Raw genomic sequence first — 18913 nt, 5'->3', positions numbered from 1 at the left:
TACAATACTATTAACAGCCGATTCGCTGTTTATGCGACATTTTGATCATTCTGATTTTGGCATAGTCTGCATAGCCATGCCGCCATCATTTGTAAGTCCGTCCTGCGCCATCATGGTCTTCATAACAGAAATATCTGAAGAAATATCCCATGCCATATCCTGGAACAGACTGTCTAAAAGCTTTTCAAAAGCTTCATTTATGGTATCCATTGCTGAATCAATCTCATTCTTGGTCTGCTGAACATTTTCTCCCTGAACAGTCTGTCTATCCAGTTCCACATAAGCTTCCAAAAGCTTTTTGGTAGTTGGAAGATAATAGTTCATGAGCTTGTGAAGATCCTCAGCACTCTGGGGATTCTTTTTTACCTGCTCAAAGATCCTGTTCATGATGCTCTCAAGTCTGTAGAGCTTATTAGACATGTCTTCTGTGTCAGGAATAATATCATTAGTAGCTCTTACGTACTTAATATAGTCCTCACCATCAGCAAGGATAGCATCAACTCCTGTAAGGTTCTCTCTTGATCTGCTGTCCACATTTATTGAAGCCTTCTGCTGATCAAGCTCTCTTTTCTCTCTCTCGAGTCTGTCTTTCTCAGCGCCAAGATAAAGCTGATATGCTTCGTCTGTTATCATACAGGTTGTCTCTGTAGCATCAAGCCGTGCTCTTGGCAGGTAACCTTTTTTAATCATCTTCTTAATGTCTTTTAACACTTCAGAATCTGACTTAAGAACTGCCTTTGCAAGATCAGAGATCTTAAAGAACTCATTCTCTTTAACAGCATTGCCATATTGATGAAAAAGCTTGGCCAGCTTCAGTTTGCCTATCCCTGGAAAAACTAAAGCCCCGCTGACCGTAGCTAAAATTCCAAATCCAAGTAGTGACCACCAACCACCTACAAAGGCTGTAGCAATTACTAAAGGCAGGAAGCAAAAGAATACTGAAGTTCCCACAATAACCTCGAGAAGTCCCTGATATTTACTGACTCTTTTTGCAAAAAACGGGTACTGTGGCTGTTTGTAATTATTTGTCTTTGTCGCGCTATACTGTGTAGCGCCGCTTCTTCTTGCACTTGAATAAGTAGTCTTCGGTTCAAAACTGACTGACTTTATCGTGTTTGTTATATCACTGGCAAGCCTGCTATAATCGTTTTTATCTATGGCCGCGGTCACACTTTTTAAAATTTCACCGCTGGCTCTTATTACTTCTTGGGTATTATTATCCACAACTAGCCTCCACTGCGTGTTGCTGAATCGCAAATGCAAATTTATTTTACAGTAATTGCATCATACATTCAACTTTATTTAGGGTAAAATAGCAGCCCCTATCTGGCATTAATTGGGGTCATTGGATTCCATATGTCTTGCCTCTATCAGCTGCTCCACCTGCTTGAGATGTTCCTTGCTGCTAATGGCGTTATCGCTCTTTGGCAGTGACTTCCTGAACTTTGATGGCGAAACGCCCTTTTCCTGTCTGAAGGCTTTGGAAAAGACAAGTGGATCCGAATATCCACAGGATATGGCCACAGCCTCCACTGATAGAGCTGTAAGCTGCAGAAGCTCTGTCGCCTTGGCAATGCGATAGCTGGCCAGATACTGTTGAGGTGAGATTCCCAAACTATTTTGGAACAAAGTATATAGATAGCTTCTGTTTATACAGACGTAATCTGCAATATCAGTGACCTTGATGGGATTGCAGTAATTACTGCGCACAAATGCCTGTGCCCTGGTCACATAATCATTGTCTGTTCCCGAATCACTTTTAGGTGTAACGGAAAGGCCAGAAGCAATTACTGACAAAAACATTGAAAGCAGTCCGTTTCTTCTAAGGTCATCCTCCACACTAAATGTATTGTGCTCCATCATGTCTTTTACCAGATTATAGATGGTTTCTGACTTATCGCTTTTAAATACGGGCTGCTGCAAAGAAAGCCCAAGCTGTGAAACTATTTTTTCAGCCCTTTTCCCACCAAAACCAATCCACACATATGTCCATGGATTTTCCTCGTCTGCCACGTAATAAGCAAGCTCATCTGGAACAATCAAAAAACCATATCCCTCTTTTAGTGGATAGGTGTTGCCTCCTATCGTAAAACTGCCCTTTCCACTCATGATATAGTGGATCATAAAATGGGGCTTGAGTGCAGGGCCAAAGCTATGATGCGCCTCTGTCTGAGAAAGTCCGCAGCAATAGACGTACAGATCATCTGATTCTTCAGTGTTGAAAAGCAGTTTATAGGCCTTTTCCATAGGTACCCCTTTCTATAACAGTTCATTTCTTTGTGCAACATTATAACAACTATGAATTGGGTTTTAAAGCACAAAAAAGCAGTGCCCAAGAATATTTTTGGACACTGCCGCATTTTTTAATATAACATTTTTACATTTCAAGCTTATCCAGATGCCATACGTCGTCTACATATTCCTGGATAGTTCTGTCAGATGAGAATTTTCCACAGCTTGCAGTATTAAGAAGTGCCATTTTTGCCCAACGCTTCTTGTCCTGATATGCATCAGATATTCTCTTCTGAGCCTCAAGGTATGGCTCGAAATCCTTAAGGATAAAGTACTGATCTGCCCTGTTTGAATTCACTGTATTTAACAGACAGTTATAAAGCGGTCTAAAGAGCTCTCTGTCTTTAGAGAAGGTTCCATCTACCAGCATATCAAGAACTTTTTTCACATTAGGATTGCTGTTGTAGATATCCATTGGATTGTAGCCGCCGTTTCTCTCATAATCCATAACTTCCTGTGAAGTAAGACCAAAGATAAACGCGTTCTCTTCACCAACTTCGTTAACAATCTCAACATTTGCTCCGTCAAGGGTTCCAAGAGTTACTGCTCCGTTAAGCATCATCTTCATATTACCTGTACCGGAAGCCTCTTTTGAAGCGGTAGAGATCTGTTCTGATACATCTGCTGCCGCAAATATAAGCTCTGCATTTGAAACTCTGTAGTCCTCTATAAATACAACTTTGATCTTGCCTCCTATATCAGGATCATTATTTACAACATCCGCTACTGAATTGATAAGCTTGATAGTAAGCTTTGCTGTAAGATAACCGGCTGCTGCCTTGGCGCCAAAGATATAAGTCCTTGGATAAAAGTCCTTATTAGGGTGTGTCTTGATATCGTTGTACTTATGAATAACCTGAAGGATATTAAGGAGCTGTCTCTTGTATTCGTGAAGTCTCTTTACCTGAACATCAAAGATTGACTTAGGATCGACTTCAATTCCGTTGTGCTTCAGGATGTATTTAGCAAGGCGCTTCTTATTCTGAAGCTTGATATCCATAAACTCCTGCTGAGCTTTCTTGTCGTCAGCAAAGGCTTTGAGCTTCTCCATCTGTGACAGGTCAACGATCCAGTCATCACCGATCTTTTCTGTTACCCAGTCAGCCAAAAGAGGATTTGCATGCAAAAGGAATCTTCTCTGAGTGATACCGTTTGTCTTATTGTTGAACTTCTCAGGCATCATCTCATAGAAATCCTTAAGCTCTCTCTTTTCAAGGATCTCTGTGTGGAGCCTTGCAACGCCGTTAACTGAGTGTCCGCCCACAATTGCAAGATGTGCCATCTTAACCTGATTGTCATAGAGAATAGCCATGCTTCTGATCTTGGCCTGAACATCGATTCCTGCTGAACCTGAGTACTGACGCATAATCTGATCAACAAATCTTCTGTTGATCTCATCAACAATCTGATAAATTCTTGGAAGAAGTCTCTGGAACAGGTCTACAGGCCACTTTTCAAGGGCTTCTGCCATGATCGTATGGTTGGTGTAGCAGCAGGTCTTGGTTGTTACATCCCAGGCCTCATCCCATGAAAGATAGTATTCATCCATGAGAAGTCTCATAAGCTCAGCAACTGCAACAGTTGGATGAGTGTCATTTAGCTGGAATACATTCTTTTCATAGAACTTTCTGATATCCTCATGATGCTTAAGATATCTCTGAAGAGCAGTCTGTACTGAAGCAGATATAAAGAAATACTGCTGCTTAAGTCTCAGCTCTTTTCCTGCAATATGATTATCATTTGGATAAAGAACTTCACAGAGCTGGCTCGCAAGATTCTCCTGCTCAACAGCTTTCTGATAATCACCCTTATCAAAAGAATCAAGCTGGAAGCACTGAACCGGCTCTGCATCCCATATTCTGAGGGTATTGACCACTCCGTTTCCATATCCAACAACCGGAAGATCATAAGGAACAGCTCTTACCACCTGATAGCCTTCCTGCTTGAACATGGTTCTTCCACGCTCGTCTGTATACATATTTACATAGCCGCCAAACTTAACTTCTTTGGCGTACTCATTTCTTCTAAGCTCAAATGGATTGCCGTTCTCAAGCCATGTATCCGGAACTTCTACCTGATAACCATCCTGAATTTTCTGACGGAACATTCCGTATTTATATCTGATTCCACAACCATAGGCCACGTATCCAAGAGTTGAAAGAGAATCCAAAAAACATGCAGCAAGTCTTCCAAGTCCACCATTTCCAAGGGCTGGATCCGGCTCCTGATCCTCAATTAGATTTAAATCAATATTGAGCTCATCAAGGGCCTCTTTTACCGGCTTATATGCCTGAAGGTTTATCAGGTTATTTCCAAATGCTCTTCCCATAAGAAATTCCATGGACATGTAATACACAATCTTTGGATCCTGCTCAGCTGCTTTTTTCTGTGTGGTCATCCAATGATCTACAATTGCATCCTTTATGGCATAGGCTGCTGCCTGGTAAAGCTCTTGCTCAGTAGCTTCTTCCATGGTCTTTCTGTAGAGAGTCTTTACGTTGTACTGGACACTTCTTTTGAATAAGTCCTTATCAAACTTTAGTGGTTTTTTCTTCATGTTGCCTCCTCATAGAACTGATTGCAATCCATATTTTTATTTCATAAAAAAATATGGTATACGAAATAATTTTACCGCATATCCGTTTATAATTCCATAAAATCCAACAAAAAAGACATAAAAAAAGCCTCCGGACTTCCCTGTCCATGAGGTTTCACATTTGTTTTTATTATTATTGTAATAACGCTAACACTCCCTGATTTGTCTGATTGGCCTGGGCCAGCATTGCCTGACCCGCCTGCTCAAGAATCTTTTGGTTTGAATATCTGACCATCTCCTCCGCCATATCTGTGTCACGGATTCTTGACTCAGCAGCCTGAGTGTTTTCTACCACATTGTCCAGATTCTTAATCGTATGCTCAAGGCGGTTTTGCATTGCACCATAATATGAGCGCATTGTACTCACATTTATAAGCGCTCCCTTGAAGAAACCAATTGCCTCAAGAGCATCAGCCCTGGTAAGTGTGTTGGCCGTAGCTACACCTATTGCCTGTGCATTCATTGCAAATCTCTTAAGTGCAATCTGATTCTCTGAAGATGTTTCTGAACCCACCTGAAGATAAAGAACTGTTTCATCTGTATCATCCGTAATAGCGCTGGCACTGGATTCTTTTACATACATCAGCTGTTTAGTTGTCACCGTTGTACCTAGAACGTCTGAAGAATTAAGGTCAGATGCTATAATTGATCCCGCACCATTAAGAGATGATGAGCTTTTGCTGGCGTTTGTCAGATCAAGAACAAATTGTGCTGCTGCCTGCTCACCGCTGTTTATATTACTAATGACCTGATCCATCGTAAGACCCGACGAAGCAATAGTATTTTTAATTACTGTTTTAAATGAATCCGCACTACCACCTGAAGAATAACTTTCTTCATTTGACAAAAGTGCACTAAATATCTTATTAGCACCTGTCAGCAAGCTGCTTTTGCTTACATCTGGAGCCCCACTTGCCAACTGGCACAGATATGCACATGCAAGATACCCATGTCCATATACTCTCTCTTCAACTGTATACTGAGAAAGATATGACTGGACATTTGACAATTTTTCTGCATCACTTAAAGAGCTCTTTGCAATATACATAAGGGCATCATTCCAGCCTGTCGTGAATCCGCCGCCTATAAGCTGAGCCGTGCCTTCTACGAACCACTTGGGAAAATTATAGTTATCGTCAGCAGTATCACTTTTACACATTCCTTCAGGAAGAGTTATATCCATAAGTCCATGCATAAGCTCATGGGCTATTGTTGATTCAAGCATCTGTTTTGTTTCTTCATCCAGAGAATCTGATGTATAATCTGCAGAATCAACTTTCATTAGAAGCGTTTCAACTGCAAAAACGTCCTCAGCTCCATTATATGGATAATGCGCTCCCTGCATGTATGCTAATGTTCCCCCGGCTCCATCTATATATGCTATCTGTAAATCCATGGCACCGGCAGTATCTGTATTTGAGGTTATTGTTCCAAGAGCTGCTCCCAGAGACCCTGAAAGTGCGGTGATCATCTGAGAAACTGCTGTCGGAATCATTTCGTTGGCAATCTTATTTAAAAGCTGCTTTTGGGCTGAAGTGGCTTCAGTAATTGCAGAACCGTTTTTAGGGAAAATAGGGATCTCATTAAAAGTCGTCTTACCACCTATGGCATCAATTTCTTCTTTAAGCTTTGAAATTTCCTGATTGATATATGACCTGTCTTCAGCAGTAAGAGTATCATTTGCAGCTTTTACGGCAAGTTCATTTCCTCTTTGAATCATGTCATGAACTTCTGTAAGTGCCCCATCGGCAATCTGAACAAAAGAAACTCCATCCTGAGCATTTTTTGAGGCCTGCGTAAGCCCCCTTACCTGACGGCGCATCTTTTCAGAAATGGATAGACCTGCAGCATCATCAGCAGCACGATTTATTCTATATCCTGACGAAAGTTTTTCTGATGATTTAGCCTGTATTCCAGTCGTAATATTCAGTTGTCTGTTGGCATTCATGCCACTTATATTATGTTGTACGACCATACTTCCCTCAAAGATCTGTAAGTATCTATATTACTGAAGGAGTGATAAAACTCCCTGGTTTGTCTGATTTGCCTGAGCAAGCATAGCCTGCCCCGCCTGCTGTAATATATTGTTATTTGAATATTTGACCATCTCCGCAGCCATATCCGTATCTCTTATTCTGGATTCGGCCGCTTGTGTATTTTCAACAACATTATCTAAATTAAGGACTGTATGCTCCAATCGGTTTTGATACGCTCCCATGCGGCTTCTCTGCTCACTAACAAATTCAAGCCCGTTTTTTATACTTTCTATCGCACTTTTAGCCAGTTCATGACTAAGTACACTAATAGAGTCAATCTTGCAGGTCTGAGCGCATATATATGGCATTTCCAGCGTTATCTGATTTTCAGAAGATGTCTCTGAACCTACCTGTAAGATTATGTCGCCTTCAGCATCATCGTACTTTGTCTGTTGCAGCGCCACTCCATTGCCAAATAATCCATATCCATTTCCAGATGTGGCCGTAGGCCTGTTATCATGTATTATCAATACTCCATTTCCACCGTCTTCAAATTCAGTGAAGTGCCCTGTACTTAATGCTGCAATCTTTGCTACTATGTCATTACCATTACTGCATCCTGAAATATCAACGTTATATATATAATGCTGACCACTTGTTTCCATGCTGTCGCCATCACCGTTATTGAATTTAATGCTGTAGTGATTATAACAAGTACAACAAGTGGTATTAACTCCAGTTCCTGCCAATTCCTCTTTCTTTGCATCTGAACCATCAAATGCACTAAAATCAACTTTTGATGCCACGTAATTATTTGTTCCATCATTATATGTACCAGACATGTAGCCACCGTCAGCATCAGAAATAATCGCCCATGAAGGCATCTGAGTATCACTGTCTATACTCACTCCAAGATCTATCCCGCCTGTGACTTTTCCTTTTAATACATATATTTCATTGAAAGTTGTTTTGCCATTTATAGCATCCACTTCCTCTTTTATTCTATCTATTTCCGCCTGTATGTAAGATCTGTCCTGACCTGTCAATGTGTCATTTGCGGCTTTTACTGCCAGCTCATTACATCTTTGGAGCATGTCATGCACTTCAGCCATAGCACCATCAGCTATCTGAACAAGAGAAATGCCATCTTGAGCATTGGCTGATGCCTGAGTAAGCCCTCTTACCTGTCTTCTCATTTTTTCGGAAATAGCAAGACCTGCTGCATCATCTGCAGCACGATTGATCTTATAACCAGAAGACAGCTTTTCAGACGACTTGGCCTGCATCCAAGTCGTCATTCCAAGCTGTCTATTAGAATTCATAGCAGTTATATTGTGCTGAATCACCATGGCAAAGATCCTTCTACTATCCCTATTGATTTAGGGATTTCCTAAACACAAGCATCCTTGCATGTAATGCCGCATCCTTACGGCTATTAATGATATCGGTTATTATTGAAAAAAAATTACATCTTTATTAAAATCATAGAATTTAAAATACAGTTTCAAAAAAATGTTTAAAAAAAAGACGGTTTTATAAAATGACCGTCCTTTTACCATTAATACTATTTTTCATTATGCGGTGATGCGACTGTTGCAAGTTTTGAACGGTCAAACATCCAAGAAAGAACTCCCATGACTTCCACATATGCCTTTTTTAACGTTTCCCTGCGCTTTTTGGCGCAGAGAACACTCTATCACAGCTGTCATAACAGTACAATTAGCAATACAATACAAAAAAATATGTCGGATTTGTGATAACTCTGTTGTTCAATTTCAACACTCGTTTGTTGGTTTGAAATTTTATTGTCGCCATTCACAGAATATCGATAATTCCTAGCAAAAGGAAATATCGCTTATCTGCCATTGTTTCACGCCGCTAACATAATTATATGTGTAATTTGTGAAAAAATAATCCGTTCTGAATCGCACGCCCCTTATATTAATCGTTTTTTAGTTTTTTATTAATCGGTATAATAATTCGATTGATCGGTTTCTTCTTATTACCCAGAAAACTTACACAATGTTTTGTTTATTTTTTACCAAACAAACGTTTATCAAAATTTTCTCAAGCATGCCACAAAGCGCATACTCATAGCATTTTCTTACTCTTTCCTGTTATTTTTCTGTGTTACGCTAACTAAATAAAGCGCAGCTTCTTTAGCTACGCTTTTTCTCATTATTTTCATAAATGATACAACACTTATCGTCATCATGTATAATTTCTATTTTTTTATATTGCGTTCGTTCTTAACAAATAATCTTACCATCTCTGTTGCCATATTCTTATTCTGAGGCGATAATTGGTGATAGTAATAAATCAGTTCCAAATCTTCAGGTTCCATCCACTCTTTCAATTCTCTGTCACTCATCTCCGGACAGTTATTGATGAACTCAAGATATAACGGATCAAGCGAGGATGACATTGGATTATCAATGAATAGCCCATCAAATCCTCCTTGTTTTAACTTTTCAAGCTCTTCTTTCTTTGACACTGCTGACAGTTTTATAAGATGCATCAACGGAACTTCATAAAGGATAGAAAGCTTGTTCAATATATCATTTGAAGGAATCGTTATGCCTGTTTCATAGTGTGAGTAGTTAGCTCTTGTGGTGCCAATATAATCTGAAACCTTTTTCTGTGTATAATGATGACGTTTTCGTAACATTCTTAGCTGTTTTGTTAATGGTGTGTCCGCCATGATTATCTCCTGAACCGCTTATTTATTACATAATCTCTATATTTAGGCTAGTCCAGGAATTATCAAAATGTAATAGTTAGAAATGCTTTTTATCATATTTATAAAAACGGTAAGTATTTTATCCTTTTTATTCCCATCACTTAAACAGATATTTATATCGCCTTTTCATCTCCAGAATCACTTCCACAACACGTTCTTTTTCCTTATCTGTGTAATTGTTCTCTGTAAAACATATATCCTCCACCTCTTCTTGCGAAAAATGAAATGAAATATTCTGTCCATAGAGTTTTTCTGATATTTCAAGTTGCTCCTCAAAAGATGTTGAAAATGTTTTGGGTTTAACATCATTTATCTGTGAAAAAACATCTCTCTCCAAAGGATAATCCATCTTTGTATCTGAAAGAAGGCCTGCTCCATTATCAAATACCGGACACAATCTAAACTCATGCTTATCATTCATAAGAACTGCTATATTGTGCGTATGTCTGTCTTCATTAAGAAATAGCGCATCAATAGTAAGCAATTTGTTCATATAAGCCCCAAAACCTGTAAGCCCTGTAATGCGCTCGGTCTGATTAACTATCAGTTTTAGTCTGTCTTCATGGCTCTGAGTTCGATATATCAACTTATTAAGCGACTCTCCAAAATTATCCGCAAAAAGCCTTTCAAGAGTAATTAATTTCCATCCATCGGTGAAATCAATGCTTTTACATCCTCTATAAGTATTTCCCTTATAACCTATTGTCTCAAAGTCATAGCTCACATACTCATCTTTTTCAAGGGATGATTTTGTTAAAAGAGCTGATATTACACATTCTGCCAATCCCTCATAACCCATATTATCAGCCTTGTACCACACTCCATCTCTCTCAAATTTGAGTTGATTACCTTTTGAAGACTTTCGATTTTCAGTTTTTATATCTTTATCTAAAAGCTCTACCATGCTTTACCACTCCAATTTTATCCAAAAGTCATCGTCAGCCATACGGCCTTGCGTTTTCTCAATTATCATGATTGGATCATAAAAAGGTATGTCTAATCTTTTTAGCTCAAGTTTGAGTTTATCCCTGCTCTCCGGAAAACATCTGGATTTTATAAACTCTACATATTCGTCATAGGTGGGCTCAGTATTAACTCCAAATGCTCTATACAATGGATTGGAAATATAGTTGTGTATTAACACCTTCTTTTCCATCTCGTCAACATCAATTATTGTGCACACGAAATCATGATACATGTACCACAAACGCATTTTGTATTTTTTCTGTGGAACCGAAAGTTCTTCCGCCAATCCATGATTCTTGATTATTAAATCTGATAGCACCGTAATAGGACCCGTTATTTGTTCATCTGTGGATTCCCATCTTTCAACTGTACGCTTCGAAACATTTACAAACTCCGCAAATTCCTTTTGCGTCATTCCCAAAATCTCTCGTACAAGCTTTATTTCTTCTGCGGTCACTCCTGTAGGAGTTATATACTTTGCCATAGCTTAGTCCTCCATAAATTATTATAACCACATTTTTGGCGGCTATTCAACTTAATTTTACCGAAAAAAATGTGGTAGCAATTATTGTTTTTCCATATCCGGTAAAGTGGTATTATTTTTTCGGAGGTGAAAAAAGTTATGTTACTAACAATCGCAAGCATCTTTTTTGCTATAAAAATCAGCACCGGAATGATAGTTGGTATAGGACTTATAGCTGGGGGAGCTCTTTTTTCCTATATCTCATACAGAATAATAAAGTCTACTAAAGATATGATCAAAAACTGCAGCGGCGCATGCACCGGTAAAGTCATTGATTATTATAATGACACTGACCACGAAGGCCACAGAATTTACATTCCTGTTGTTCAATATGTAGTGGATGGCACGGAATATACTATAGAAGGTAGCCAGAGCCACCTTGAAGAAAATCTCCCTCCGATCGGAGAGATTTTGCAGATTCTATATAATCCTCAGAATCCGAATCAGGCGTATACTGCTACAAATTTTTCCGGCCAAAAGATAACTTCTACAATATTTATTATCACCGGCATCATTCTTTTCCTGGTTGGATTTTTCATTTTATTTTTCAGTTTATAAACTCTTTTTGAAAAAGAAACACCCTATAGAGCAATGTTTGGCATTAACTCTATAGGGTGTATTTAATATCAAACTTTTTCTACGCCGATTGTAACTTTCTCGCCGTTGATATCCCACTCTTTTGCATTTGCTACATCAGAGCCATAGATAATCTCATTAGCAAGAACCTTTGTTGAGATGCTGCTTTCATTAGCCTTGATGATCTCAGCAAGCTTGTCATTGCCATTTAAGGAAACCTTGATGTGATCCATAACTTCGAATCCGGAATCCTTACGCATTGTCTGAACCTTACTGATTACTTCAAGTACGAAACCTTCATTCAAAAGTTCTTCTGAAAGGTTTGTATCAAGAACAACTGTGATACCCCAGTTCTCCTGAGAAATAAAGCCTTCCTTCTGAGCCATCTCAATGAGAAGATCTTCCTTAACAAGCTCTACATCAACGTCATTTACTGTGAACTTGATGCTTCCGCCTCTGTTAAGCTCATCCATTGTGGCATTTCCATCAAGACCTTCAAGATAACTCTTGATAGCTCCGATGTTCTTACCATACTTAGGTCCTAATGTCTTAAGCTGTGGCTTGAATGTATAACTTGTGAAGTCACGAACATCGTCTGTAAAGCTTACATTCTTAACATTGAGCTCTTCTCTGATGATCTCAGTATAGAACTCGCCAACAGTCTCTTCTGCTTTTACATACATCTGACCGATAGGCTGACGATTCTTGATGTTTGCTGCATTTCTTGCTGCACGTCCAAGAACAACGATATCAAGAACTTCTTCCATATCTTTCTCAAGCTTTGTATCGATCATGCTCTCATCAACCTCAGGGAAATCGCAGAGGTGAATACTTTCAGGAGCATCCTTGAAGCTGTTTCTTACGAGGTTCTGATAAATCTCCTCAGTCATGAATGGAACCATAGGAGCTGCTGCCTTACATACTGTTACAAGTGCTGTGTAAAGAGTCATGTAAGCAGAAATCTTATCCTGCTCCATTCCCTTAGCCCAGAATCTTTCACGTGAGCGGCGTACATACCAGTTAGACATCTCGTCTACAAAGCTATCAAGTGCCTTGCCTGCTTCAGGAATACGATAGTTTGCAAGATTCTCATCTACAGCCTTTACGCAGCTGTTAAGCTTTGAAAGAAGCCACTTATCCATAACTGTGAGCTTATCTGTCTCAAGCTTATAGTTTGCAGCATCGAATCCATCGATGTTTGCATAAAGTGTAAAGAACGCATATGTGTTCCAAAGTGTTCCCAGGAACTTACGCTGTCCTTCCATAACGGCATCTCCTGAGAATCTACTAGGAAGCCATGGAGCACTGTTAGTGTAGAAGTACCATCTGATAGCATCTGCGCCGTATTTTTCAAGTGCATCGAAAGGATCAACCGCATTGCCCTTTGACTTACTCATCTTCTGTCCATTCTCATCCTGCACAAGGCCAAGAACTATAACATTCTTAAATGCAGGTTTGTTGAAAAGAAGTGTTGCCTCAGCGTGAAGTGAATAGAACCATCCTCTTGTCTGGTCTACAGCCTCTGAAATAAACTCAGCAGGGAACTGCTTCTCGAAGAGTTCTTTATTCTCAAATGGGTAGTGAAGCTGAGCAAATGGCATTGCTCCTGAATCGAACCAGCAGTCGATAACTTCTTTTACCCTGTGCATCTTCTTGCCGCACTTAGGACATGTGATCTCAAATTTATCAATATATGGTCTGTGAAGCTCAACAGTCTGCGCTGAAGGATCTCCTGAAAGCTCAGCGAGTTCTTTCCTTGAACCAACAGAAAGCTGATGTCCACAGTCATCGCACTCCCAGATATTAAGAGGTGTTCCCCAATATCTGTCACGTGAGATACCCCAATCCTGGATGTTCTCAAGCCAGTCACCAAAACGTCCCTTACCGATTGACTCAGGAACCCAGTTGATCTCTTTATTGTTGCGGATAAGGTCATCCTTAACTTCTGTAACTTTGATGAACCATGATGAACGAGCATAGTAAAGAAGTGGTGTTCCACATCTCCAGCAGTGAGGATAATCATGCTCCATCTTTGGTGCGCCAAAGAGAAGTCCTCTCTTATCAAGGTCTTTTAATACCTCTGGATCTGCACTGATAGCACCCTCGTCCATTTCCTTCTGTGTAGGCTTACATCTCATACCTGCAAAAGGAGTTTCAGGTTTAAGGCGTCCCTCTGAATCAACCATCTGAACAAGAGGAGCATCATACTTACGACCAACTCTTGCGTCGTCTTCACCGAATGCAGGAGCGATATGTACAATACCTGTACCATCTGTCATAGTTACATATGTATCGCAGTAGATAAAGAAGGCCTTCTTGTGCTGTTTCTCTGTCTCATCAGCTGCGCACTGATAAAGTGGCTCGTACTCTTTGTACTCAAGATCTGTACCAACGTATGTCTCAAGAACTTCATAGGCCTTTTCGCCTTCTTCTTTTGCAAGGCTTCCAAGTACGTTATCTGCAAGTGCCTGTGCAAGATAGTATACATTGCCATCTGCTGCCTTAACCTTGACGTATTTCTCATTAGGATTTACGCAAAGTCCGATGTTTGAAGGAAGTGTCCAAGGTGTTGTTGTCCATGCAAGGAAGTAAGCATCCTCGCCCTTAACCTTGAAACGCACGATAGCTGAACGCTCTTTTAATGTCTTATAACCCTGTGCAACCTCGTGTGATGAAAGAGGTGTGCCACAACGAGGACAGTAAGGAACTACCTTAAAGCCCTTGTACAAAAGACCTTTCTTCCAGATCTCATTAAGAGCCCACCATTCAGACTCAATGAAATTGTCATCGTATGTGATATATGGGTGTTCCATATCAGCCCAGAATCCGACTGTGCCTGAGAAATCTTCCCACATTCCTTTATATTTCCAAACAGATTCCTTACATTTTTTGATGAAAGGCTCTATTCCGTACTCTTCGATCTGCTCTTTGCCATCAAGACCAAGCATCTTCTCAACTTCGAGCTCAACAGGAAGACCGTGTGTATCCCAACCAGCCTTACGTGGAACTGTATATCCCTTCATTGTACGGTATCTCGGGATCATATCCTTGATAGCACGGGTAAGAACGTGTCCGATATGTGGCTTACCATTGGCTGTTGGCGGGCCATCATAGAACATATACATTTCACCCTTACTTCTGGTGTCAACACTCTTCTGGAAGATGTTTTCTTTTTTCCAGAATTCTTCAATCTTTTTCTCTCTGCCGACGAAATTCATGTCAGTTTCGACTTTTGAATACATTTTTGAGCTCCTTTCTTAACAACAAAAGCCCCGTCCTTGTAAAAAGGACGAGGCTGTAATTACACTCTCGTTATACCACCTGTTTACACATACGCGCCATTTAAAATGGTTGAATACGCTTCCCGTTAACGAAGGGATACTCGTCAGGATCTACTATAGGTTCAATCCTGCAGCTCAGAAGTGATTTTCGATAGCGTCTACTCGCACCAGCTCACACCAACCGCCGGCTCTCTGAAAGCTTTCATACACTGCCTACTGTCTTCGTCACAGCTTTTTTATTCTTAATAACGTTCATATAATACTACTTATTTTTTTACCATGCAAGATAAAAATTACTCTTCAAGATAATTATACAAAAGAGCTGCAATTGCTGCCCCTGCAAGTGGTCCAACAATGAAAACCCAAAGGCTTGCAAGAGGAGCTGAATTTCCTGTGAATGCTGCAAACAGTGCAGGGCCGAAACTTCTTGCCGGATTTACAGATGTTCCGGTAAGTCCGATTCCAAGAATATGAACAAGAACAAGAGTAAAGCCTATTATAAGTCCGCCAAAAGAGCCGTGACCTGCTTTATCTGATGTAACACCGAGAATAGTAAATACAAATACAAATGTAAGAACTATCTCAACGCAAAGGCCTGCCAGAGGATTGCCATTTACACCGGCCAGTCCGTTTGCGCCAAATCCTCCTGTCTTATCAGTCACGCCGCCAACTCCAAAGATAATTGCCAGGATCCCTGAACCGATTATTGATCCCAAAACCTGAGAGATCACATAACCGATGAAATCATTAAGCGATAACCCGCCTCTCATGAATACACCAAGTGAAACCGCCGGATTGATATGGCATCCCGATATATTGCCAACACAATAAGCCATGCCAACGATGGTCAGACCAAAAGCAAGCGCAGTCAGAAGATATCCACTGCCATTTGCCGCATCGCACCCAACAAGCATCGCTGTTCCACAGCCCAATACCACTAATACCGCTGTTCCAATACACTCTGCTACATATTTCTTCATACCTTTTCCCTCCTGATGTAAAAAATTGCCGCCCCATCGGCAAATTTCAAGCTACAACTGTATTATAACCCTTTTGTTTAGGATTTTGCATATTATTTTAATGTTTTTTCGTATGGTTGAAACTGCGTGATTTAAGGTCATTTTCAGATAGATTCATTTTTTCTCTGCACGTATGATGGATTTATACATTAGAAAAGAGGATTTCCTATGAGTATTTGTTTTGATTTTCTTTTAGATTACAGAGTTGCCGATACCTTCGCAGAAATCTTTTGGGATCTTCCGCTAGATGCAGATCCTGCTTGTGAGTACCTGGTGGTAAATGCCGAGACTCTTGACACCATAAAGACTAATAAGACCCACGCTTCTCTCACAGGTCTTACTCCTGATACTTCCTATGGAATATCGGTTTATATCGTCTATTCTCCTGAGAAGGATGGACCAGGCAAAAAAGATCCGGTTCTTCTGGGGGATCTTAAGATCCACACGAAAAAAACACGTGAGAGGATTGACATCACAAAAGCTCCATATTATGCAGTTGGCGATGGAAAAACATTAAACACCGATGCTATCCAGGCTGCTCTTGATGCCTGTGATGACAAGACATCTCTCTATATTCCCGCCGGAACATTTTTGACAGGCGCTCTAAACGTCCATTCAAACACAGAAATATACCTTGATGAGGGAGCTCTTTTGCAGGGCTCTGAAGAGCCTTTCGACTATCTTCCCAAGATAAAGAGTCGCTTCGAAGGCTATGAAATGGAGTGCTACAGAAGCCTTCTGAATATGGGCGAGCTCGACCATGACGCCGGATACAATTGCGAGAATGTACTGATCCACGGAAAAGGAAGCATCATGGGCGGTGGAGCTACTCTTGCGAAAGCCATTGCCAGAATTGAGGGCGAGCGCCTTAAGGACTACATCGCCTCTCTCGGAGATAAGATAAAAGAATATGAAAAGCCTGAGACCATTGCCAGTAGATTCCGCGGAAGGCTCATCAACATGAGCAACTGTCAGAACATTTGGATCCATGGTCTCACCCTTGGATACGGACCTTCCTGGAATCTCCACTTCATCTATTCCGACAGAGTCGTAACTGACCACTGCATTTTGAAATCTGAAGGGGTCTGGAACGGAGATGGCTGGGATCCCGATTCATCAACAAACTCCACGCTATACGCCTGCGAGTTCTACACCGAGGATGATTCAGTAGCTATCAAATCCGGTAAAAATCCTGAAGGAAACGTTATAAACAGGCCCACCAAGCACATTCGAGTTTTTGACAGTATCTGTCACTTTGGCCACGGACTTTGCATAGGAAGTGAAATGTCTGGAGGAGTTGAAGATGTAAGGCTTTGGGACTGCGATATGGGACCCACCTGGTCCGGAATTGAAATCAAAGCCACCAAGAAACGAGGCGGGTATGTTAAAAATGTCATTGTAAGAGATATAACTGCTTCCCACATCCAGATGCATTCTGTTGGCTACAACGACGACGGTGAAGGTTCAAAAGTGCCTCCGGTACTAGGTTTTTGCCATTTTGAAAGACTCCATATCCTAGGGCGCTACCTCGACAACAATGCCGGCAAAAACGAATGGCACGACTGCCCTTCAATACTCCTATGTGGATTTGATGAGCCCGGTTACGAGATAAAAAATATTTCTTTTAAGAACATAACCATGGAAAATCCTGCAGAAGGGTCTGATAGCATCCATATGGAATATTGTGAGAATGTCTCTTTTGAAAATATAAAAAGCGTTCCACGAATTAACTAATAAAAAGAAAAAGCTTACCCTCTAAAACAAGGTAAGCTTTTTCTTTTTGTTGAGTATTATAAATATTTAAATAGCGTATCAATATCTTCTACTGTTGTTGCCCAGTCTGTGGCAAATCTCACAACAGTATGGGTATCATCAAGCTTCTCCCAGAATCCGTAGCTTACATGCTCTGAAAGCTCTTTTAACTTATTATCTTCCATAACAACAAACTGCTGGTTTGTTGGGGAGTCGATATATATCTGATAACCTCTCTCAACAAGCTTATTTCTTAGGATCTCAGCCATTTCTATTGCATTCTTGCTGATCTTCATGTAGAGATCATCTGTAAAAAGAGTGTCGAACTGAAGGCCAAGGAGCCAACCCTTTGCAAGAAGTGCGCCGTGCTGCTTTATCACAGGGACAGGATGCTTAACAGGGACACCCTTTGTAAATACAACTGCTTCTCCAAACAATGCTCCAACCTTGGTTCCGCCCACATAGAACACATCTACAAGTCTTGCAATGTCTTCTATTGTGACATCAGTTCTTTTGCTCATAAGACCATAGCCTAGTCTTGCTCCGTCAAGAAACAGAGGAATCTTGTACTCTTTGCAGATTCCTGATATCTCCTCAAGCTCAGCCTTGGAGTACAATGTGCCATATTCTGTGGGATGGGAAATGTAAACTGCCCCTGGGAAAACCATGTGCTCATGGTTGTCATCGGCGTAAAAATCATCAATGAGTTTCTTTAGATCAGCGCCTTTTATCTTTCCGACCTGGTCTGAATAACAGGGCTTTTCCTTGTCCGTAAACTGCGGTTCTTCATTAAAACTTGGAAGAGTCAGGACTTTATGGCCCGAGAATTCGATGGCACCGGCTTCATGGGCGGCAACATGGCCTGTCTGCGCCGCAACAACGCCTTCATATGGCTCAAGAAGCATATCGATGACCGTTTGGTTTGTCTGAGTACCTCCGACTAAAAAGAACACATCTGCATCTTTTGCATTGCAGCTCTTCTTGATTTTATCTGCTGCACTCTTGCAATAATCATCTGTTCCGTAGCCGGTGATCTGTTCAAAATTTGTCTCCTGCAAACGCTGCAAGATCAGTGGGTGAGCGCCCTTTGTGTAATCACTGGAAAAAGAAATCCTATCCTTCATATCGTTATTTTACCCCTTATTGTTCCTGCATTTTATGATTATAAACAGACAATTAAACGTTTATAAAC

At 40.6% G+C, this 18913-nt stretch carries 13 protein-coding genes and 1 other annotated feature; of the genes, 2 read left to right on the top strand and 11 right to left on the bottom strand.

From position 1 onward, the window contains the following. Positions 1-45: 45 nt before the first annotated feature. From E7303_RS01290 to E7303_RS01255, 8 genes are all read right to left on the bottom strand, one after another. A complete protein-coding gene (locus tag E7303_RS01290; protein ID WP_292143482.1) occupies positions 46-1224 on the bottom strand; it encodes a 5-bromo-4-chloroindolyl phosphate hydrolysis family protein in 1179 nt (392 codons plus the stop codon). A gap of 108 nt (positions 1225-1332) precedes the next feature. Beyond that, on the bottom strand, positions 1333-2247 hold the full coding sequence (locus E7303_RS01285; RefSeq protein WP_292143481.1) for an AraC family transcriptional regulator: 915 nt from the start codon (positions 2245-2247) through the stop codon (positions 1333-1335). 130 nt (positions 2248-2377) lie between these two features. Beyond that, positions 2378-4849, bottom strand: coding sequence for a glycogen/starch/alpha-glucan phosphorylase (locus E7303_RS01280; protein WP_292143480.1), 2472 nt, complete (start codon positions 4847-4849; stop codon positions 2378-2380). 172 nt (positions 4850-5021) lie between these two features. After that, the gene (locus tag E7303_RS01275) at positions 5022-6863 is read right to left on the bottom strand and encodes a flagellinolysin (RefSeq protein WP_292143479.1); all 1842 of its coding nucleotides are present in this window, start codon (positions 6861-6863) and stop codon (positions 5022-5024) included. Between the two features lie 30 nt (positions 6864-6893). Continuing rightward, entirely contained in the window at positions 6894-8213 is a 1320-nt protein-coding gene (locus E7303_RS01270; RefSeq protein ID WP_292143478.1) for a flagellin, read from the bottom strand. Between the two features lie 875 nt (positions 8214-9088). Then, positions 9089-9565 carry a helix-turn-helix domain-containing protein gene (locus E7303_RS01265; RefSeq protein ID WP_292143477.1) on the bottom strand — a complete coding sequence of 159 codons (477 nt, stop codon included), beginning with the start codon at positions 9563-9565 and terminating at the stop codon, positions 9089-9091. 136 nt (positions 9566-9701) lie between these two features. Next, positions 9702-10508, bottom strand: a complete 807-nt coding sequence (locus tag E7303_RS01260) for a hypothetical protein (protein ID WP_292143476.1) — start codon at positions 10506-10508, stop codon at positions 9702-9704. A gap of 3 nt (positions 10509-10511) precedes the next feature. Then, positions 10512-11054: a helix-turn-helix domain-containing protein gene (locus E7303_RS01255; protein WP_074888002.1), complete on the bottom strand. Its 543-nt coding sequence runs from the start codon at positions 11052-11054 to the stop codon at positions 10512-10514. A gap of 138 nt (positions 11055-11192) precedes the next feature. Between E7303_RS01255 and E7303_RS01250 the strand changes: the two genes are divergently transcribed. After that, positions 11193-11651, top strand: coding sequence for a DUF3592 domain-containing protein (locus tag E7303_RS01250; RefSeq protein WP_292143475.1), 459 nt, complete (start codon positions 11193-11195; stop codon positions 11649-11651). Positions 11652-11719: 68 nt separating this feature from the next. Here the strand turns inward: E7303_RS01250 and ileS are convergent, their stop codons facing one another. Then, entirely contained in the window at positions 11720-14911 is a 3192-nt protein-coding gene (gene ileS / locus E7303_RS01245; protein ID WP_292143474.1) for an isoleucine--tRNA ligase, read from the bottom strand. Between the two features lie 40 nt (positions 14912-14951). After that, positions 14952-15188 (bottom strand) — a binding site (T-box leader). A 55-nt stretch (positions 15189-15243) separates the two neighbouring features. Beyond that, complete coding sequence (locus E7303_RS01240) at positions 15244-15930, bottom strand: MIP/aquaporin family protein (protein WP_103869846.1); 687 nt, start codon at positions 15928-15930, stop codon at positions 15244-15246. Positions 15931-16137: 207 nt separating this feature from the next. Here E7303_RS01240 and E7303_RS01235 point away from each other — a divergent pair, with 207 nt between their 5' ends. Further along, on the top strand, positions 16138-17703 hold the full coding sequence (locus E7303_RS01235) for a glycoside hydrolase family 28 protein (protein ID WP_292143473.1): 1566 nt from the start codon (positions 16138-16140) through the stop codon (positions 17701-17703). 56 nt (positions 17704-17759) lie between these two features. On the opposite strand, the gene E7303_RS01230 is transcribed toward E7303_RS01235, so the two are convergent. Beyond that, a complete protein-coding gene (locus E7303_RS01230) occupies positions 17760-18845 on the bottom strand; it encodes a threonine aldolase family protein (RefSeq protein ID WP_292143472.1) in 1086 nt (361 codons plus the stop codon). Positions 18846-18913 lie beyond the last annotated feature (68 nt).

It is taken from the genome of Butyrivibrio sp. (genome assembly GCF_015056685.1).
In the GTDB taxonomy this organism is placed as follows: Bacteria; Bacillota; Clostridia; order Lachnospirales; family Lachnospiraceae; genus Butyrivibrio.
Note: the sequence above shows the minus strand (reverse complement) of the source record. Positions and strands in the feature narration are given on the sequence as shown.